The 19,731-nt window shown below is 68.7% G+C and carries 17 protein-coding genes; 6 read left to right on the top strand and 11 right to left on the bottom strand.

The window, feature by feature from the left end:
• The first annotated feature begins 32 nt into the window (after positions 1–32).
• Entirely contained in the window at positions 33–947 is a 915-nt protein-coding gene (locus IEW15_RS17630) for an MBL fold metallo-hydrolase (RefSeq protein WP_188580302.1), read from the top strand.
• 9 nt (positions 948–956) lie between these two features.
• Here IEW15_RS17630 and pqqE read toward each other — a convergent pair whose 3' ends face one another.
• The 7 genes from pqqE to IEW15_RS17595 all read right to left on the bottom strand — a co-directional run bounded on the left by pqqE (position 957) and on the right by IEW15_RS17595 (position 6,263).
• Positions 957–2,084, bottom strand: coding sequence for a pyrroloquinoline quinone biosynthesis protein PqqE (gene pqqE, locus IEW15_RS17625; RefSeq protein ID WP_188580299.1), 1,128 nt, complete (start codon positions 2,082–2,084; stop codon positions 957–959).
• Positions 2,081–2,380, bottom strand: coding sequence for a pyrroloquinoline quinone biosynthesis peptide chaperone PqqD (gene pqqD, locus IEW15_RS17620; RefSeq protein WP_188580297.1), 300 nt, complete (start codon positions 2,378–2,380; stop codon positions 2,081–2,083). Before pqqD ends, pqqE begins: the two co-directional genes overlap by 4 nt.
• Entirely contained in the window at positions 2,377–3,165 is a 789-nt protein-coding gene (pqqC, locus tag IEW15_RS17615; RefSeq protein ID WP_188580296.1) for a pyrroloquinoline-quinone synthase PqqC, read from the bottom strand. Before pqqC ends, pqqD begins: the two co-directional genes overlap by 4 nt.
• Positions 3,162–4,082, bottom strand: coding sequence for a pyrroloquinoline quinone biosynthesis protein PqqB (gene pqqB, locus IEW15_RS17610; protein WP_188580294.1), 921 nt, complete (start codon positions 4,080–4,082; stop codon positions 3,162–3,164). Before pqqB ends, pqqC begins: the two co-directional genes overlap by 4 nt.
• Before the next feature lie 9 nt (positions 4,083–4,091).
• Positions 4,092–4,214 carry a pyrroloquinoline quinone precursor peptide PqqA gene (gene pqqA, locus IEW15_RS17605; protein ID WP_188580292.1) on the bottom strand — a complete coding sequence of 41 codons (123 nt, stop codon included), beginning with the start codon at positions 4,212–4,214 and terminating at the stop codon, positions 4,092–4,094.
• Positions 4,215–4,352: 138 nt separating this feature from the next.
• Positions 4,353–5,633: a 23S rRNA (adenine(2503)-C(2))-methyltransferase RlmN gene (rlmN, locus tag IEW15_RS17600; RefSeq protein WP_188580291.1), complete on the bottom strand. Its 1,281-nt coding sequence runs from the start codon at positions 5,631–5,633 to the stop codon at positions 4,353–4,355.
• A gap of 78 nt (positions 5,634–5,711) precedes the next feature.
• A complete protein-coding gene (locus IEW15_RS17595; RefSeq protein ID WP_188580289.1) occupies positions 5,712–6,263 on the bottom strand; it encodes an invasion associated locus B family protein in 552 nt (183 codons plus the stop codon).
• A gap of 491 nt (positions 6,264–6,754) precedes the next feature.
• On the opposite strand from IEW15_RS17595, the gene IEW15_RS17590 reads away from it, so the two are divergent.
• The 3 genes from IEW15_RS17590 (at position 6,755) to IEW15_RS17580 (ending at position 9,380) form a co-directional block, all read left to right on the top strand.
• Positions 6,755–7,483 carry a Bax inhibitor-1/YccA family protein gene (locus IEW15_RS17590; RefSeq protein ID WP_188580287.1) on the top strand — a complete coding sequence of 243 codons (729 nt, stop codon included), beginning with the start codon at positions 6,755–6,757 and terminating at the stop codon, positions 7,481–7,483.
• Positions 7,484–7,572: 89 nt separating this feature from the next.
• Entirely contained in the window at positions 7,573–8,661 is a 1,089-nt protein-coding gene (locus tag IEW15_RS17585; protein WP_188580285.1) for an adenylate/guanylate cyclase domain-containing protein, read from the top strand.
• A gap of 101 nt (positions 8,662–8,762) precedes the next feature.
• Positions 8,763–9,380, top strand: a complete 618-nt coding sequence (locus IEW15_RS17580) for a hypothetical protein (protein ID WP_188580282.1) — start codon at positions 8,763–8,765, stop codon at positions 9,378–9,380.
• A 7-nt stretch (positions 9,381–9,387) separates the two neighbouring features.
• Here IEW15_RS17580 and IEW15_RS17575 read toward each other — a convergent pair whose 3' ends face one another.
• A complete protein-coding gene (locus tag IEW15_RS17575; protein ID WP_188580280.1) occupies positions 9,388–10,074 on the bottom strand; it encodes an SOS response-associated peptidase family protein in 687 nt (228 codons plus the stop codon).
• A 26-nt stretch (positions 10,075–10,100) separates the two neighbouring features.
• Positions 10,101–11,099 carry an oxidoreductase gene (locus tag IEW15_RS17570; RefSeq protein WP_188580278.1) on the bottom strand — a complete coding sequence of 333 codons (999 nt, stop codon included), beginning with the start codon at positions 11,097–11,099 and terminating at the stop codon, positions 10,101–10,103.
• 199 nt (positions 11,100–11,298) lie between these two features.
• Here IEW15_RS17570 and IEW15_RS17565 point away from each other — a divergent pair, with 199 nt between their 5' ends.
• Complete coding sequence (locus IEW15_RS17565) at positions 11,299–12,306, top strand: lysylphosphatidylglycerol synthase transmembrane domain-containing protein (RefSeq protein WP_229708228.1); 1,008 nt, start codon at positions 11,299–11,301, stop codon at positions 12,304–12,306.
• 136 nt (positions 12,307–12,442) lie between these two features.
• Complete coding sequence (purH, locus tag IEW15_RS17560) at positions 12,443–14,026, top strand: bifunctional phosphoribosylaminoimidazolecarboxamide formyltransferase/IMP cyclohydrolase (protein WP_188580273.1); 1,584 nt, start codon at positions 12,443–12,445, stop codon at positions 14,024–14,026.
• A gap of 103 nt (positions 14,027–14,129) precedes the next feature.
• Here purH and IEW15_RS17555 read toward each other — a convergent pair whose 3' ends face one another.
• Positions 14,130–14,447: an antitoxin Xre/MbcA/ParS toxin-binding domain-containing protein gene (locus IEW15_RS17555; protein WP_229708227.1), complete on the bottom strand. Its 318-nt coding sequence runs from the start codon at positions 14,445–14,447 to the stop codon at positions 14,130–14,132.
• A gap of 255 nt (positions 14,448–14,702) precedes the next feature.
• Positions 14,703–19,604 carry an NAD-glutamate dehydrogenase gene (locus IEW15_RS17550; protein WP_188580269.1) on the bottom strand — a complete coding sequence of 1,634 codons (4,902 nt, stop codon included), beginning with the start codon at positions 19,602–19,604 and terminating at the stop codon, positions 14,703–14,705.
• Between the last annotated feature and the right edge of the window lie 127 nt (positions 19,605–19,731).

Raw genomic sequence — 19,731 nt, 5'->3', positions numbered from 1 at the left:
ATTCACCACATCGTCAGGAGCAGGCAGTCCCGATGTCGTCCCCCATTTCCTATCGGCGCGAGATGCCGTTCGATTATGGCCGTCTGGAAACCGTGGCGCCGGGGCTGCGGCGGATCGTGGCGCGCAATCCCTCGGCCTTCACCTTTCACGGCACCGGCACTTATGTGGTGGGGGAGGGCCGCGTGGCGGTGATCGATCCGGGGCCGTATCTGCCGGAGCATGTGGCGGCACTGCTGGCGGGGCTGGGGGATGAGCGGGTGAGCCACATCCTGGTCACCCACACCCATAACGACCATTCCCCGGCGGCCGCCTTGCTGAAACAGGCGACCGGCGCCGAAAGCTGGGCCTTCGGTCCCCATGGTGCCGGTCGCGCGGGCGCGGATGGCGGCGGTGCGGCGGCGGTGGAGGAGGGCGGCGACCGTGATTTTCAGCCCGATCACCTGCTGGCCGATGGCGATGTGATCGCAGGCCAGGGCTGGACGATCGAGGCAGTGCATACCCCCGGCCATACCTCGAACCATCTGTGCTTCGGCTGGCGCGAGGCCCGGACGCTGTTCTCAGGCGATCATGTGATGGGCTGGTCGACCAGCGTCATCGCGCCGCCGGATGGCGAGATGGCGGCCTATCTGGCCAGCCTGCACAAGCTGCTGGATCGCGACGACGCGGTCTATTGGCCGACGCATGGCCCGGCGATCACCGACCCGCACCCCCATGTCCGTGCCTTCATCGCCCATCGCCAGGCGCGTGAGGACCAGATCCTGGCGGCACTGGCGGCGGGGCCGGCACGGATCATGGAGATGGTGCCCGCGATGTATCAGGGCACCGATCCGCGGCTGTTTCCGGCAGCGGCGCGGTCGGTTCTGGCGCATCTGCTGCATCTTGAGACGCGTGGATTGGTGACGGCGGGTGACGGCGCGCCGCTGGACGCCATCTGGCAGCGGGGCTGACGGCGCCGGTCAACGGACGGCGGTCCGATAGTGATAGGCGGGCAGGCTGTTGGGGGCTTCGGTGCCGGCTGGGGCTTCGGTTTCGGCCGCGCGTGCCTGCATACGGTGATGATCGGGTGACCGGGTGCAGGCCGGGTCGGTGGCGCGGGCATCGCCCAGAATCGCCAGCGCCTGACAGCGACAGCCGCCGAAATCGATGTCACGCCGATCGCAGGACCGGCAGGGCTCGGGCATCCAGTCCGTGCCGCGAAAGGCGTTGAAGGCCGGGGCGTCGGCCCAGATCCGATCCAGAGGATGATCGATGACCGACCAGATCTCCAGCCCCGGGATGGTCTCGGCTGCGTGACAGGGCAGCACCCGGCCCGCGGGCGTTACCGTCAGCACCATCCGCCCCCAGCCGCCCATGCAGGCCTTGGGGAAGCGGGCATAATGGTCGGGCACGACATGATCGATGGTGATCCGGCCGGCCAGATCGCGCTTCAGCGCCTCCACCTGCCGGACGGCGTCCAACGCCGCGCTACGGGTCGGCAGCAGGGCCTGGCGGTTGACCTCGGCCCAGCCGTGATACTGGGCATGGGCCACCTCCAGCCGGCCGGCGCCCAGCGCGATCGCCTGATCCACGATTGTCGCCACCCGCGCCAGATTGGCGCGATGGACGACCACGTTCACGGTCAGCGGCAGGCCCGTCTCGGTCACCCAGCCCGCCACCTGCCGTTTTCGGGCGAAGGCGCCGCTGCGACCGGCGATCCGGTCGGCGGTTGCGGGCTCGGCATCCTGGATCGATAGCTGGACATGGTCGAGCCCGGCATCGGCCAGGGCCTGAAGTCGCGCCTGCGTCAGCCCCAGCCCCGAGGTGATCAGGTTGGTGTAGAGTCCCAGCCCGGCGCAGTGGCCGACCAGCACCTCCAGATCAGAGCGGGCGGCCGGCTCGCCACCCGACAGATGGACCTGAAGCACACCCAGTGCCGCCGCTTCGCTGAACACCCGCATCCAGGTGTCGGTATCGAGTTCGGCGGCGCGTGCCTCCAGCATCAGCGGGTTGGAGCAATAGGGGCAGGCCAGCGGGCAGCGATGGGTGAGTTCGGCCAGAAGGCCCGCAGGCGCGGCCGTGGGCGGGGCGGCTGGGCGGATCGTCATGACAGCACCATCAATCGCTTGGCGACCATCTGGCCCAGCAACATGCGGGTATCGCCGGCGACCCGCTCGGGTGCTGCACCCGACAACGCCACCAGATCGGCGATGATCTGGTCCAGGGTCGCGGCACCGGTGCAGCGGCGGATAATTTCCAGCGCCACCGGGTTGGGTTCGATCAGGGTTTCCGGGGCGAGCAGGATCCAGCGGTCGCGGACGGTGTCGTGGCGCAGACGCACGCCACGCGCCAGATGCGGCCGCGCGCTTCCGGGCAGGGCGTCACCCGACGGTTCGCCGGTCATGTCCAGACCTTGGCGTCATCGGTGGGCTGCCAGGCGCCCGGCGGCGGGTGGCCGGCGACATAGGCGTGCCACAGCGCGTCCAACTGTGCCCAGAGCACATCGGTCTTGAACACCAGCGCCGCCATCACCGCCTGCTGATCGGTCGGTGTGACGGCATGACGGCGAACGTAGTCCAGGGCGAAGGCCGCGTCGCGTTCGGCCTGCGGCGGGCGGCGGGTGAAATAGGTCAGGGCCGCGCGGTCGACGAAATCGTAATGGGCGAGCATGCCGCTGACCCGCTCTCCGATCACCTGCGGCGAGAACAACTCGGTCAGGGACGAGGCGATGGCGTCGAGCAGCGGCCGTTCGGCGCAGAAATGCACATAGGCCCCGACCGCGAAACGGGTCGCCGGCAGCACGCCGCGCCCGGCCGTGACCATGGCGCGGTCCAGCCCCAAGGCGTCGGTCAGCGCAAGCCAGCGGGCGATGCCGCCATCCTCCGCCCCTGCGTCGCCCCCGCTTCCGCCACCCCGATCCTCGCCATCATGATCGGTGATCCGTTGCCGCCAGGCCCGGCGCAGCGCCGGATCGTCCATCCGGGCCAGGATGGTGGCGTCCTTGATCGGGATCCGCGATTGATAGTGATAGCGGTTCAGCGCCCAGGCCTGCACTTCCACCCGTGTGCAGGCGCCGCCATGCAGCCGGCGGTGAAAGGGATGCAGATTGTGATAGCGCGCGGCACCGATCTGGCGCAGCGCCGCTTCAAGCTGGTCGGGGGTGAGGGGGGCTTCATCCGGCGCGGTCACAGGCGGATCTCCATGCCGTCATGGGCGATCGCCCAGCCGGCGGCTTCCACCAGCCGCTGCTGCGGGGAGCTGTCGATCAGGACCGGGTTGGTGTTGTTGATGTGCATGTAAACCTTCAACGGCACGTCGATGCCCTCCAGCGCCGCCATCGATCCCAGCGGCCCATCCATCGCCAGGTGCCCCATGCGGGCGGCGGTTTTGGGCGACAGACCCAGAGCCGGCATCTCGTCATCGGTGAAGGTGGTGCCATCGAACAGCAGCAGGTCGGCACCGCGCACGCGCTCGCGGACCGCATCGGTCACCGCCGCGCAATTGGGTATGCACACCGCCCGGCTGCCGCCCGCCTGGAACAGGAAGCCCAGCACCCGGCCGTCATCGGCGGCGGTCTCGGCTGCCGTCCAGGCGGTGGTGGCGTCTTCCATATAGAGCGGCACTTTGCCGGGCACCGGAAAGGCGGTGACCGCAAGGCCGCCCGCCATCGTCACCGGCACATCCACCGGCAACGGCCGGCGGGCCACCATGTCGGGCGCCAGCACGTTGAACACGGCGTTGTCGCGCAGGATGTCCAGCGCCCGGGGGCCGGCATGGATGGTCAGGGGCTGGCGCTCCCGCAGGGTCAGCAGCCCGGCCACATGATCGATGTCGCCATTGGTCAGGATGACATCGGTGATCGGGCTGTGGCGCCGGCTGTCGGTGACCCGGGGATGCAGAGCGGGTGTGGCCAGGATCTGCGTGCGCAGATCGGGCGATGCGTTCAGCAGCACCCAATCGCTGCCATTGGCGCTGACCGCCAGGCCCGATTGGGTGCGCGGGCGCACCCGAGGATCACCGGCCCAGGCCAGCGCGCAGACCGGGCAGCGACAGTTCCATTGCGGGGAGCCGCCGCCCGCCGCGGCACCAAGAATGACGACGCGCAAGGTGAGCGCTCAGGCGTCGCTGTCTTCGGGCATGGCGATACCCGGCTGGGTATCGGCCATCTCGGCGCAGGCATAGCAGTTGATTTCCATGCCAAGGCGGGTTTCGACGATCATCGGCGTGGTCCAGGACATGAGGTCTGATCTCCGGTTCGATGGGCGCTCCCTGAAGATATGGGAACGCCCGGCGCTGTCGCCAGTCGAAACGGTCGAACGCCCGGATGGTTCCCGGCCGGAGGGCCGCTTACCCGGTCATGTCAGAGAGAGCACCGGTCAGGCCAGCGACAGCACTGCCGCGCGCGCTTCGGCCTCGGCCGCGTCTAGCGCCTCGTCGGTCACGGCTTCCACCGGCTCGCGGGTGCTGCGGCGGGCGCGCTCGCTGGCCGATTTCAACTGGCCACAGGCCGCGAGAATATCGCGGCCGCGCGGCGTGCGCACCGGCGAGGAATAGCCCTGATCGTTCAGATAGGTGGCGAAGGTGCGGATCTGGGTCCAGCTTGAGCATTCGAAGGTGGAGCCGGGCCAGGGGTTGAACGGAATCAGATTGACCTTGGCCGGCACGCCGTCGAGCAGGCGGACCAGCTCGCGCGCATCGGCCAGACTGTCGTTCACGCCCTTCAGCATGACGTATTCGAAGGTGATCCGCCGGGCATTGCTGGCCGCCGGATAGGTCCGGCAGGCCTCCATCAACTCGGCGATCGGATATTTGCGGTTGATCGGCACCAGCATGTCGCGGACGTCATCGGTGACCGCGTGCAGCGACACCGCCAGATTGACGCCGAGTTCCTCGCCGCAGCGCCGCATCATCGGCACGACGCCAGAGGTGGACAGCGTGATCCGGCGGCGCGACAGGGCCACACCCTCGCCATCCATCACGATCCGCATCGCCTTGGCGACGGCATCGAAATTATACAGCGGCTCACCCATGCCCATCAGCACGATGTTCGAAATCAGCCGGTTGGCATCGGTCGGGGTCGGCCATTCGCCGAGCTGATCGCGGGCGACCAGCATCTGCGCCGTGATCTCGGCGGCCGACAGGTTGCGCACCCAGGTCTGGGTGCCGGTGTGGCAGAACTTGCAGGTGAGCGTGCAGCCCACCTGAGACGACACGCACAGCGCGCCGCGTCCGTCATCGGGAATGTGGACGGTTTCCACCTCGCGGCCGTCGGCGAAGCGCATCAGCCATTTCGCCGTGCCGTCGGTGGACCGCTGATCGGCGGTGATCTCGGGCCGGCCGATCACGAAGTGATCGGCCAGTTTCGCCCGGAACGCCTTGGGCACGTTCACCATGTCGTCGAAGCTGCGGGCGCCGCGGAAATACATCCAGTGCCACAACTGCTTGGCGCGAAACGGCTTCTCGCCCAGCGCCGCCATTTCGGCTTCGAGCTCGGACCGTTCCAGCCCGATCAGCGTGCGCCGACCATCGCCCGGCACCAGGGTGGCGGGGGCGGTGGTCTGCGCGATCTTCTCGGCCGCACCCATGCGCCGCGCCGAGGCTGCGATCGCGGGGGAGACGGTGGCGCCTTCAGGCGCCGGCTGGACGATGACGGTCATGGCGTTGTGTGGTTACTCAAAGGTTGGAGATGAGGGGGTTGGAGATGAGGGGGTTGGAGATGAGGGGCGCCGCGCGGCTCAGCCGCACTTGCTGATTTCGGTGACCCCGGCCGTGACGCCCGACAGGCTGTAGGTATCGGTGGTGGTGACATCGCCCTGGCGGGCGGTGCCCTTGACCACCATCGTGGCGCCGCCACGCATGGCGTCGAGCAGGCGGCGGTCGGTGTCGGCGTCACGCGCCCAAGCGGCCTCGCCATCGGTGAACAGGCGGAAATTGTTGCCGCCGATGGTGACCGCGACTTCGGTGCCCGGCTTGTAGGCATAGCCCGCGAACACGCTGACCTCGGTGACCATCCGGCCGCCGCTGTTGCGGCGGTTGACCATCACGCGGGCATCGCCGCGGCCCTTCACCTCACCCTGGCGTTGCTTCGGCGGGCTCGCGATCCAGCATGATGTGGTCTTACCCGAGCCGGATTTGAAGCCGGTCCAGTCGCCGAAGGTGCCAAGCAGGCTGATCTCCTGCGCGGCGGCGGGCGCCATGCCGGCCACAGGCATGGCGACGACGGCGAACACGAGGGCGGCGGATGCCAGCGCAAGACGGCGGAAGGTGGAGGCGGAAGGACGGTTCATCTGGTCACCGGTATCTGGTGGACCCGCTGGAGCGGAAGCGGGTGCCCGGGCGGAGGGCGGCGAATGAGGCGGGTGAGACCCGGAAAGACTGGTTCCGGAGCCCGGGGATTTCAAGCACATGCTGGTCGATGTTCAACGCGCGGCATGACGGTTACAGTATCACGGGCGGCAATCACGGCCCACCATCCAACCGATATCGCGCGGCCACGGGGCCGATCCCTTGATCAGCGGATCGAGCCCCGCCATATCTGCCACGATACAGAGGTGGTCTCGCCGGGCCGCCATCCGCTGCCGTCATCCGATGAATGATGACAGGCTGATCCGGATGCAGACCCGGTCGGGACGTGTGGCCGACGATTGTCGTGATACCGGGCGCGTGGTGGTATGCTGCGGGCCGTGCCGGGGCGGCATCGGGACCAGAGCATGATTCCGGCGCCCGCCGGAGACGACTTATCGCACAGGCCCATAATTGTTTTCAAGGACCGGCAACCATGGCGTATGACACCCGCAGGGCATATGGCGCAGGATCGGGGGCGGCCGGGACGCAGGCCGCCGCCTTCGATGCCGGTTTGCGCGCCTACATGCTCGGGATCTACAACTATATGGCGTCGGCGCTGCTGCTGACCGGCATCGTGGCGGTGGCGGTGGCCAACACCCCGGCCGTCTATGAAGCGATCATGGGCACGGGCCTGCGCTGGGTGGCGATCCTGGCGCCGCTGGGCTTCGTGATCGCGCTGTCGGCCGGTATCAACCGGTTCAGCCGCGGCACCGTGCAGGTGCTGTATTGGCTGTATGCGGCATCGGTCGGCGTGTCGCTGTCGACCATCTTCATGGTCTACACCGGATCGAGCATCGCGCGGACGTTCTTCGTCACCGCCGCCGCCTTCGGCGCGCTCAGTCTTTACGGCTATACCACCAAGCGGTCGCTGTCGGGCTGGGGCTCGTTCCTGTTCATGGGGTTGATCGGGATCATCCTGGCCAGCGTGGTCAACATGTTCCTCGGCTCCACCATGCTGCAATTCGTGGTGTCGGTGGCCGGCGTGCTGATCTTCGCGGGGCTGACCGCCTATGATACCCAGCAGTTGAAGCAGATGTACGCCGCCAACATGGATGGCGAGACCGCCGGCAAGCTGAAGGTCATGGGCGCGCTCAGGCTGTATCTCGACTTCCTGAACATGTTCATGCTGCTGTTGCAGTTCATGGGCGGCCAGCGCAACTGAGTGACTGCCCGCATCTGTGATATGATGGAACGGCCCGCAGCAGATATGTTGCGGGCCGTTTCCATTCAGCCGCCATCACCGGTGCCATCATGACCTTCAGCCGCCGAGACCGCTTCCGCCTGCGCCTGCTGCTGATGGTCGTTCTGATCGGCGTGCTCGACGGCGGGCTGTACAGCTTCAGCTATGGTGTCGGGTTCGAGACCCAGGCGCGCGGCATCATCAGCGGTCTGCTGATCGCCCTGCCGATCGGCTTGTGGGAAACCTGGATATCGCAGATGGCCTTCGGCCGGTTCGTGCGCCGGCAGCGGGCGGTGATCACGGTTGCCATCAGCAGTCTGATCTATCTGTCGGCCATCCTGTTCGGGATTCATACCGGCGCCGTGATGTTCCATGACGACGAAGCGGCCGACGGGCTGATGGGCGTGTTTTCCGACGAAAGCTTCGCCTTCGCGATCGCCATCTCGCTGCTGATGAACATGGTGTTCCAGCTGCGCCGCATGATGGGGCCGGATGTGCTGATGCAGTTTCTGACCGGCCGCTATCATCACCCGCGTGAGGAAGAACGCGCGATCCTGTTTCTGGACATCCGCGGCTCGACCGCGATTGCCGAGCAGATCGGCGCCATCCGCTTCCTCGATTTCCTGAACCGGTTCTATGCCGATCTGTCGGAGCCGATCCTTGAGACCGGCGGCCAGATCTATCGCTATGTCGGCGATGAGATCATCGTGACCTGGGATCTGGACAAGGTGGCGCGCACCGGTGGCTGCTTCCGGCTGCTGCAACTGGCCGAGGCGGTGATCGCGGAACGCAGCCTTCAGTATCAACAGGTCTTCGGCGCGGTGCCGCGCTGGCGTGCGGGGCTGCATTGCGGTGTGGTCGCCGTGGGTGAACTGGGCGACATCCGTCAGGAAATCGTGCTGCTGGGCGATGCGGTGAACGTGACCGCCCGGCTGGTCGACCATGCCCGTGACACCGGCGAGGATGCGGTCGCCAGCGCCGATCTGGTGGAACGGATGGCGGCGGCGCCGCTGATGCCGATGCGGCTGCTGGGGGCGGTGGATATCCGCGGCCGGCGCGAACCGCTCAGGGTCTACGCGCTGGGGGCGCTGCCGCCGAACCGGACGGCCAAGGGCATCGCCGCCGATCCCGCGCGGGGGGGCGTGTCGGCCACCGCCTGACAAGTCCGCGAAAGCCGTGCCGTTGATCCGGCGGTTGTGGTGCGGCGATGCCGGGCATGCCAGGATGAGACCGCATCATCCCATTCGATGAAGGGAACCTCATGACGCAGATCCGGAAAATTCCCGTGCTTGTCACCGTCGCCATGCTGCTTGTATCGGCAGGTGGCGTCGCCAGCGCCCAGAGTTTTGATGCGCAGGCGCTGCCGGGACTGTCTCCGGGATCGCGCGATGCCGTCGCGAAGGACGCCGCTGATGCACCTGCCGGGCTTTACACGCTCGCCATTTCCCCCACCGGGCGGTGGGAAGCGTCGGCAGCGAAGAACCGGTCGACTGAAGAGCGCATTGCCAATGTGCTGCAGCGATGTGAGCATCGCGAGCAGGCGCCGTGCATTCTGGCGGTTGTCGACGGCCGGGCGACAGGGGAGACATCACCCCGGGCCAGCGGGCTCACCTATCCCGACGCCTTCGAGCTTGCCGCTGTTCCCTTCATCCGCGAGGGCGTCCGGTCGGCGATCGACGACAAGTTCATGAGGCGGCCCGATCATCGCGCGCTGGCGATCAATCGTCACGGCACTTGGGGTTCGTCCTATAACCGGTCGAGCGCCGACGATGCGGCAAAGGGCGCGATCGAGAACTGCGCGAAGAACGGCCGCGACTGTTTCCTCTATGCGATTGACGACAAGGTGGTCTTCACCCGCGAAACCGTGATCCGACCCTGACAGGTCACTATGTCTGCCCGCCCGGTGCTGCGCCGAACAGGTCCGGCGTCGCCGGTGCCGCGTCGGTGGCGGCATGGGCGATCAACGCCGGTGGCGGCAGGGCCGCCAGCCGGGCCAGCGCCTCGGCGGCGCCGGTCGACGGGTCCAGCCACAGGCCAGCGAATGGATGGGCATGGCTGTCAGCCGCCCCATCCCCATTGGCCAGTGCCGGCATGCGCGGGTGAATATGGGCGATTGCCGGTGCCGCGGCGCGAGTGATGACGGTGAAGGCCGGCCGGCCGGCGGCGTCGCGGCCATAGAGCCCGGCCATCAGCACGAGCCCGCCATCGGCCAATCCAAGCCGCAGCCGGCCCTGGCCGCGACCTTCCAGCCAGGCGGTTGCCGGCACCAGGCAGCGCCGGCCCAGATGCGGGCGGAAGCTCGGGGCCTCGTCCAGCCGCTCGATCCGGGCGTTGAACAGAGGGCTGCCATCCCAGGGCGCCGGCCAGCCCCAGGGCACCCGTGCGACGACGATCGCGCCCTGGTTATCGACCAGCACCACCGGCGCCCGGTCGGTGGGTCTGACGACGGCGGTCGGGACGACGGCCGCCGTGTCGGCAAGGCCAGGGGGCAGGGCCGGTGGCGCGCCGAGCATTCGTGCGAGCATCGCCTTCAGCTCGGCGGCGTTGACGCTGAGTTCATAGCGCGAGCACATCCGGTCCGCCCCCGTTCGCCGATGCCTCAGTCGGCCGAAAGATCCAGCAGGGCGCGGCCGGTCATGCCGCCGGCCAGAATCCGGGCCAGGGCCTCGTCCAGCCCCGACAGGCCGATCTTGTGGACCAGGGCGCCGGTGAGATGCGCATGCTTCAGATCGCCGGCCATCCGGTCCCACAGCGCCACGCGCGGCGCCATCGGGCAATAGACCGAGTCGATGCCCAGCAGGTTCACGCCGCGCAGGATGAAGGGCAGCACGGTGGTCTCGACCTTCACGCCGCCGGTCAGGCCGCTGACCGCGACCGAGCCGCCATAGCGGGTGGTCGACAGCGCCCGTGCCAGGGTGGCACCGCCCACCGGATCGACCACCGCCGCCCATAGCTGGCTGTCGACCGGCTTGCCGGCCGTGGCGAGGGTCTGGCGGTCGACGATGGCGGCGGCCCCCAGGCTCTTCAGATAATCGGCCGCATCGGCCTTGCCGGTGCCGGCATGGACCTCATAGCCCAGCCCGGCCAGCATGGCGACGGCATGGCTGCCGACGCCGCCGGTGGCGCCGGTCACCAGCACCGGCCCCTGATCGGGCTTGAGGCCGTTCTCTTCCAGCCGGCGCACCGACAGGGCGGCGGTGAAGCCGGCGGTGCCGAAGGCCATCGCCTCTTCGGCCGACAGGCCGGCCGGGCGCTTCACCACCCAGTCGGCCTTCACCCGGGCAAGCTCGGCGAAGCCGCCATCATGGGCGACGCCGGTCTCGAACCCGGTCACCAGCACCTCGTCACCCTCGGCGAAGCGCGGATCGCGGCTTTCGGTGACCGTGCCGGCCAGATCGATGCCCGGCACCAGCGGATAGCGTCGGGCGACACCGCCCTTGGCCAAGGTCGCCAGCCCGTCCTTGTAATTGACGCTCGACCAGGCGACGCGGATGGTGACCTCGCCCTCCGGCAGATCGCTGGTCTCGCGGCGGGTGACCTCGCGGGTGATGCGATCATCCTGGCGGTCGATGACGAAGGCGCGATAGCGTGTGGACATGGCGGGGCGTTTTCCTCGGGCGATGATTGGGCGGCTGCCCGAAAGGGTAGACAAGTGTCGCCGTGGCCCGCAAGTGCCGCCTGTTCGGGCCACGCATTCCCTGTCGCCTCTCGCATTCCGCCGTACTCGTGCCATATCAGGTCGCATGTCATTCACGCCCGCCCCGGTCGCAACCGACCCCGCAGATCCCTCCGTGGCCATGCCGCAGCATGGCCGGCGGCGTCGTCGGCTGGGTCTGATCGCCAAGATCGCCATCACGCTTGCGGCGCTGGCGCTGGCCCTGCCGGATGCGCGCGCGCGCGACGTGGTCGACCGGCTTGCCACCACCGATCCGGGCTGGATTCTGGCCGCGATCGGCATCGTCTTTGCGCAGACGGTCATATCGGCGCTGCGCTGGCGGCGGGCGGCCCGGGCGACCGGCATCGTGCTGCGCGGCCGCACGGCCCTGCGGGCTCTGCTGGTCGCCAACGGGCTTGGGCAGGCGCTGCCGGCCTCGATCGGCACCGATGCCGCGCGGATCGGGCTGGTCCGGCGGCCCGACCGGCCGGTGGCGGCGCTGGTCTCAGGCGTGGTGCTCGACCGGCTGGCGGGGCTGATGGGGCTGGCGATCGCGGCGGCGGTGGCCCTGGCGCTGCTGCCGGCGCTGGGCATCGCGGCGGCGACATCGGAACGGGCCCCCGGTCTGGCCCTGCTGCCGGTGGCGGCGGCGCTGATCGGGCTGGCGCCGGTGCTGGCGGCAGGGCTGCTGGCCCGTCGGCAGCGGCGCCGACGAAAGCGACGCCGTGTCCGGCCGCTCGATCCCACCAGTCGCCGGGCCCGGTTGGGTGCCGGGGCCGACCGAGTGCTGCGCGATCTGCGGCGGCTGGCCCGCAGGCCACGGCTGGCGCTGGCGCTGCTGGCGCCGACGCTGGTGATCCACAGCCTGACCGGGCTCGCCTTCTGGGCGGTGGCCCAGGCGCTGGGGCTGGGGCTGGAACCGGTGGCCGGCATGGCGCTGGGGGTGTTGCTTGCCACCGCCGCCACCCTGCCGATCGCGATTGCGGGCTGGGGTGTGCGGGAAGGGGCGGCGGTGACCCTGCTGCCGCTGGCGGGCATCGCCACCGCCGATGCCTTCGCGGCCTCGGTCGCCTTCGGGCTGATGCTGCTGCTGGCGGGCGCCGCCGGCCTTGGGGCCTGGCTGCTGCCATCAGGTGACGGCCGACGCTGATGGCGCGGTCTGCCGGCCTTGCGCGGCTCGCATGCGCGGCAGCGGTCTGGCGTCGCGACGCGTTTCCTGCTATAGCCCCGCCATCTCGCTCCCGGCTTGAGACAAGCCATTGATCCATCAAACGGAGGCCCTCCGGATGGCACCCGCCGGCACTCGCATTTCGCGCGCCCTGATCTCGGTGTCCGACAAGACCGGTCTGGTCGATTTCGCCCGCTACCTTGTGGACAGCGGCGTCGAGATCCTCTCGACCGGCGGTTCCGCAAAGCTGCTGCGGCAGGCCGGCCTGCCGGTCGTCGACGTCGCCGACATGACCGGTTTTCCCGAAATGCTCGACGGCCGGGTGAAGACCCTGCATCCCAAGGTGCATGGTGGCATTCTGGGCCGGCGTGACCTCGTCACCCATCGCGACGCCATGGCCGAGCACGAGATCGACGCGATCGATCTGGTGGTGGTGAACCTGTATCCGTTCGAGGCGACGGTGGCCGCCGGTGCCGGCTGGGACGAGGTGATCGAGAATATCGACATCGGCGGACCGGCCCTGATCCGCGCCGCGGCCAAGAACCATGATTTCGTGACCGTGGTTGTCGATGCGGCCGATTACGCCCTGGTGCGGGCGGATATGGCGGTCAATCGCGGCGCCACCACGCCGGAGCTGCGCCGCGCTCTGGCGGGTCGCGCCTATCGCCGCACCGCGGCCTATGACACCGCCATCGGCCGTTGGTTCGCGGAACAGGCCGAGGATGCCCTGCCCGAGCGGCTGACGGTGGGCGGCAATCGCGGCCAGATGCTGCGCTATGGCGAGAACCCGCACCAGTCGGCGGCGTTCTACACCACCGGCGAAGACCGCCCCGGTGTCGCCTCGGCGCGCCAGTTGCAGGGCAAGGAGCTGTCCTACAACAACCTGAACGACACCGACGCCGCCTATGAGCTGGTGGCCGAATTCGACCGGCCGGCGGTGGCGATCATCAAGCATGCCAACCCCTGCGGCGTCGCCGAGGGGGCCGATCTGACCGCGGCCTATGCGGCGGCGCTGGCCTGCGACCCGGTCTCGGCCTTCGGCGGTATCGTCGCGGTCAACCGGCCGCTCGACGAGGCGCTGGCGGTGGAAATCGCCAAGATCTTCACCGAGGTGATCATCGCGCCCGAGATCACGCAAGCCGCGCGCGCGGTGTTCGCGGCCAAGAAGAACCTGCGGGTTCTGGAAGCCGGCCGGCTGCCCGATCCGGCGGCGCCGGGGCTGGCGGTGCGCTCCATCGCCGGCGGTCTGCTGGTCCAGACCCGCGACGGCGGCCGCATCGGCCGCGACGATCTGCGGGTGGTGACGAAGCGCAACCCGACCGCTCAGGAGCTCGACGATCTGCTGACCGCCTTCCGGGTCTGCAAGCATGTGAAGTCGAACGCGATCGTCTATGTCAAGAACGGTGCCACGGTCGGCATCGGCGCCGGCCAGATGAGCCGGGTCGACAGCGCCCGCATCGCCGCCCGCAAGTCGGAAGACGCGGCCCAGGCCCAGGGCCTGACCGGCCGGCTGACCGACGGCTCTGTGGTCGCCTCGGACGCCTTCTTCCCCTTCGCCGACGGCCTGCTGGCGGCGGTGGCCGCCGGTGCCACCGCGGTCATCCAACCCGGCGGCTCGGTCCGCGACGACGAGGTGATCAAGGCCGCCGACGAGCATGGCCTGGCCATGGTCTTCACCGGCATGCGCCATTTCCGGCATTGATCAGCCGCCATTGTTCGGCGTCTCCACGACGACAAACCCCCCGGCTTGCAGGCGCGAGCCGGGGGTTTTTGTGTGGGCGAGAGGTTGGAATGACGAGGCGTGGTCACGCAGCGCTGCCGTGCTTGAGGCGTCTCAGGATATCCGACACCAGATTGGCACTGGCGGCGCTCTGGATGACAACGTCGACCGGCATCCGGTCTTCGAGCATAGGGTGCGGGCGGACAAGGAACCGTCCTGCTGCCTCCACGTCTTTCCACACCGTCAGCGCTTCGCTCCACATCTGTGTGAGCCGCGCGCTTTGCGCTCTCCGCTCCTCCTTGTCAGACGACAATCCGTGCGCGATCCGTGCGGTCAGGGTCACAGCGGACGGTGCCCCTCCATGCAGATCCAGACCTGAAAGTTGAGTGAGATCAGGGACCATTGTGCTTGGCATCCGCCATTGCTCAAGATCTCGAAATGATATGCTTCGAAGTGAAGGAGGTAAATGGGCGATACTTTGAGACAGCGGGACCAAAGGGCTTCATATCACCAGTCATCAAGAAATCCAGGGCAAAAAAAGCCGGCCCTTACACGGTAACGTGCAGAGGGGCCGGCGCTGTTCATTAAAGATAGAGCGATCCTGTATCGCCGGGCAAGATTGAAAGTGTTGTTATCCTTGCAAAGCCCGGCCGCGCCGCTATCCCCCCGCCAGCGCGGTCAGGCGGCGGGCGGCGACGATGAGCATGGCGAGAGTGATGGCGGGGGCCGAGAGCACCTCGTCGACGGCCGAGGCGGCGCGGGCGAGGGCGCCGGTTTCGGCTGTGGCCCAGACCTCGACATCGCCGCCGGGATCGCGGGCGAAGATGGTGGCGGTGGCGCGGCGCTGGACGCCATAGAGATCGTCGATGACGCTGGTCACCGCCAGCCGTTCCCACGGGTCGTCGACGACGATCGCGCGCGCGGCATGACGCAGGGCATGCAGCCGCAGGCGCGGGTCGACGGCGTAATAGACCGGTGCCACCCGGTCGACCGGCAGGTTCAGGGTTTCCGACAGGGCCGCCAGATCGAAGGCCGAGACCAGCGATCCCATCTGCGACAGCTTGTGCGCCGCCTGATCATCCAGCCCGTCGGCGGCGAGGCGGCCGGCATCGGTGCCGATCGCCGCCGCCACCTCGGACGGCAGCACCTGATCCAGCACCGCCGACAAGCGGGTGGCCGTGGGCTGGAAGCGGGCGATGACCTCGCCGATGGTGGCGGCGCGGCCGCCGCGCACCAGCAGCCAGCGCATGGCCTGGGTCAGCCGCCGCGACAGCCGGTCCAGCGCCTCAAGCCGTCGGGCCGGCAGCATCCGGCCCTCGGCCTCGTCGAGTGCCGACCACAGCCGCTTCAGGTCCAGCACGTCGCGCGCCACCACATAGGCGCGCAGGATCTCGGCCGGACCCTGGCCGGTCTCGTCGGCCAGTTCGCGTGCAAGGCATGGGCCGCCACGATTGACCATCTCGTTGACCAGATGGGTGGCCAGGATCTCGCGGCGCAGCGGATGATCGGCGATATGGTCGGGAAAGCGGGCGGCGATCGGCTGTGGGAAATAGGATTGCAGATCCGCGACCAGCGCCGGATCGTCGAGCAGCGGATCCTCGGCGACTGCGTGGGTCAGTTCGATCTTGGCATAGGCGAGCAGCACCGACAGTTCGGGCCGGGTGAGCCCCAGCCCGTCGCGGGCACGGCGGGCAAGCTCCGCCTCGTCGGGCAGGCGTTCAAGCTGGCGGTCGAGCACGCCGGCCGCCTCCAGTCCGCGCAGCAGCCGGGCATGGCGATCCAGCCGGTGGAATGCCTCGCGCCGCTCGACCGACAGCACCTGGTTCTGAAGTTCGTTGTTGGCGAGCACCAGGCCTGCGACCTCTTCGGTCATCTCGCCCAGCAGCAGATCGCGCTGCTTGCGGGTCATGTCGCCCGCCTCCAGCACCGCGCCCAACAGGATCTTGATGTTGACCTCGTGGTCGGAACAGTCGACACCGCCGGAATTGTCGATGGCATCGGTGTTGATCCGGCCGCCGGCCAGCGCGTATTCGATCCGGGCGGCCTGAGTGAAGCCCAGATTGGCACCCTCGCCGACCACCCTGGCGCCAAGCTCGGCCGCGGTCACCCGCAATGCGTCGTTGGTGCGGTCGCCGGCATCGGCATCGCGTTCGTGGGTGGCGCGCACGAATGTGCCGATGCCGCCGAACCACAGCAGGTCGACGGGCGCCTTCAGCATGGCCCGGATCAGTGCCGCGGGCGCGATCCGGGTCTCGGTGATGCCCAGCAGCGCGCGGATTTCGGGTGTCGTCTCGACGGTCTTGGCGCTGCGGTCATAAACCCGGCCGCCGGGTGAGAGCACCGCCGGATCGTAATCGCCCCAGCCTGAGCGGGCGGCGGTGAACAGCCGCGCGCGCTCGGCGAAGCTCCGCGCCGGATCGGGGGCGGGGTCCAGGAAGATGTGCAGATGGTTGAAGGCGCCCACCAGCCGCAGGCTTTCAGACCTGAGCAGGCCGTTGCCGAACACATCGCCGCCCATGTCGCCGACGCCGATCACCGACACCGGATCGGACTGGACATCCACGCCGGCCTCGTGGAAATGCCGGCGCACCGACACCCAGGCACCGCGCGCGGTGATCGCCATCTTCTTATGGTCATAGCCGGCCGATCCGCCTGAGGCGAAGGCATCGCCCAGCCAGAAGCCGCGTTCTTCGGCAATGCCGTTGGCGATGTCGGAAAAGCTGGCGGTGCCCTTGTCGGCCGCAACCACCAGATAGGGGTCGTCGCCGTCGCGGCGGTGGACCGACACCGGCGGCATCAGCGCGCCGGCCTTCAGATTGTCGGTGATGTCGAGCATGCCGCCGACGAAATCGCGATAGCAGCCGATCACCTCCGCCTGAAGCTCCGGCCGGGTCGCGGGGGGCCGCTTGACGATGAAACCGCCCTTGGCGCCGGTCGGCACGATCACCGCGTTCTTGACCATCTGGGCCTTCATCAGCCCCAGAATCTCGGTGCGGAAATCTTCCAGCCGGTCGGACCAGCGGATGCCGCCACGGGCGACCCGGCCACCGCGCAGATGCACCGCCTCCACCCGCGGCGAATAGACGAAGATCTCGCGGAACGGCCGGGGCGGCGGCAGGTCGGGCAGGGCCGCGCCATCCAGCTTGATCGCCAGCACCGGCCGGTGGCCGCCATCGCCGTTGCGCAGATAGGCATTGGTGCGCAGGGCGGCCAGCACCACATCGCGATAGCGGCTGAGGATGCGGTCCTCGTCGACATTGACCACCGCGTCAAGGCCCTGGGCAATCGCGTCGACCAGCCGTGCCGCCTCGGCCTCGGCGGTATCGGATGCCGAACCGGTGGCATGGCGGGTGGGATCGAGCCGGGCGTGGAACAGCTGCACGATCAGCCGGGCGATGTCGCCATGCCGGGTCAGGGTCTGTTCAACGGTGCTCTGCGCGAAGGGCAGGCCGATCTGGCGCATATAGCGATACAGCGCCCGCAGGATCACGACCTCGTCGGCGGTGAGGCCGGCGCGCAGCACCAAGGCGTTGAAGCGGTCGTTCTCCACCTCGCCGCGCCAGACCCGGGCCAGGGTTTCTTCCAGCAACGGCCCCAGCCGCGCCGGGTCGAAGGCCGCGCCATGCAGGTCGATCAGCCCGAAATCATGCAGCCAGGCGATGGCGCCGCCGGCGTCGGCGTCCTCGATCGGATAGGGCTGTTCGTCGATCACCCGGAAGCCCAGATTCTCGATCATCGGCAGCACGTCGGACAGCGCGATCGGGCCGCCGGGGCGGGCCAGTTTCAGGCGCAGCGCCGCCGAGGTGTTGCCGCCGACAGGGGTATAGAAGGCGATGGCGATCGCCGCCGGGTCGTTGCCCAGGGCATCCAGCCTCAGCAGATCGGCAACGCCGTGCTCGGGCCCGAAGCGTTCGGCATAATGCGCCGGCAAGCCTCGGCCGGGGCCGCGCCACAGGGCGAGGCCGCGTTCCTCGCCGACCGCATCGACCAGCGCTTCGCGCAGTTCATCCGACCAGCCGCGCACCAGCCGGGCCAGCCGGCGTTCCAGCGCCGCCACATCCACCGCCGGCACCTCGTCTTCCGGCGCCACCATCAGCACGAAGCGCAGCCGGGCGAGCGGTGCTTCGGAAATCTGCGCCTCGGCCAGTTCGGCCGCCTCCTCGGCCAGCGTGCCGCCGGTCGCGGCCTCAAGCTCGGCCAGGATCCGCCGGCGCAGCCGGCCGTCGAAGGCGTCGCGCGGCACATAGATCAGCGCGCTCCAGAACCGACCGAAGGCGTCGCGGCGCAGGAACAGCCGGAGCCGCTGGCGCAATTGAAGCTTCAGGATGCCCAGCGCGTTGGCCAGCAGGTCGTCTTCGCCGATCTGCAGCAATTCGTCGCGCGGATAGGTTTCCAGCACATTCAGCAGCGCCTTGGCGTCGTGGCCGCCGGCGGCGAAGCCGGCACGCGCGACGATGCTGGCCACCTTGCGCCGGATCAGCGGGATCGCGCGCGGGTTGCTGTGATAGGCAACCGAGGTGAACAGGCCCAGAAACAGCCGCTCGCCTTCAACCGTGCCGTCGGGGCCATAGGTCTTGACGCCGATATAATCCATCGGTGCCGCGCGGTGGACGGTGGCGCGGAACCGCGATTTGGTGATGGTGACCGGATCGGGGCCGAAGGGGGTGTCGGTGGTATGGATCGTGAAACCGGCCAGCCCGCGCGGCCGCTCGCGGCCGCTGTCGTCGGTGCGGCCATCCATCACGCCCAGGGTTTTCACCACATCCACCCGCCGCTGGCCGTGCTCGTCGGCGGCGGCGAAGCGGCAGTCCTGAAAGCCCAGGAAGGTGAAGTTGTCGTCGCGGATCCAGCGCAGGAAGGCCGCATGCTCGCTCGCGATATCATCGGGCAGCGTGGTGTCGGGCAGGGCCTCGATATCGGCGATGGCGCGGTCGATCTCGTCGCGCATCTGGCGCCAGTCGTCGACCGCCAGCGCCACATCGCCCAGGATCTCGACCAGCCGGCCGCGGATCCGGGCCAGGGCCTCGGCATCGGGCTGGCGGGTCACCTCGATCAGCATGAAGCTCTCGCGCAGCACCCGGCCCGGCTGGTCTTCGCCGTCTCCGGTGTCGCCATCGGTGGCCGCAATGCCCAGATAGCGGCCATCATCGTCGCGGCGCAGGGTGACGATCGGATGGATCAGCCCATGCAGCGCCAATCCCATCTGGTTCAGGGCCGCGACCACGCTGTCGACCAGGAAGGGCCGGTCGTCGGTGTTGATCATCACCACGCTGTGGCGGCTCTGCCAGCCATGGCGGTCGATATCGGGGTTGAACACATCGACCAGCGTCTCGCCGGGGTGGCGTGTGCGGGCAAAGGCCATGTGGCCGAGCGCGGCACCGGCCAGCCGGCGGGCGCCGCCGGCCGGCAGTTCATCCAGCCCGCCGGCGTAATAGGCCCGGATGAATGCCATTGCGTCGCGCGCACCGTCACCGGCCATGCGGGTTTCGATCAGCGCCGCGATCGCGTCCATCGGCACGGCTCCGGTGTCGTCGACACCGGCTTGGGTGGCCTCCGGCATATTTCCTCCCCTTCGGGCTTTTTCTGGTGGCGTCCGGCCGGGGGGCCGGTGCCTTTGCCGCCGTTAAGGGTGGGGTCGAACGGCGTTCGGTACAAGCACGGGACGATGACGGATCAGCTGATTCTGC

The sequence above is a fragment of the Tistrella bauzanensis genome, assembly GCF_014636235.1.
In the GTDB taxonomy this organism is placed as follows: Bacteria; Pseudomonadota; Alphaproteobacteria; order Tistrellales; family Tistrellaceae; genus Tistrella; species Tistrella bauzanensis.
The sequence above is the reverse complement of the archived record's forward strand: the minus strand, read 5'-3'. Positions and strand labels throughout refer to the sequence as shown.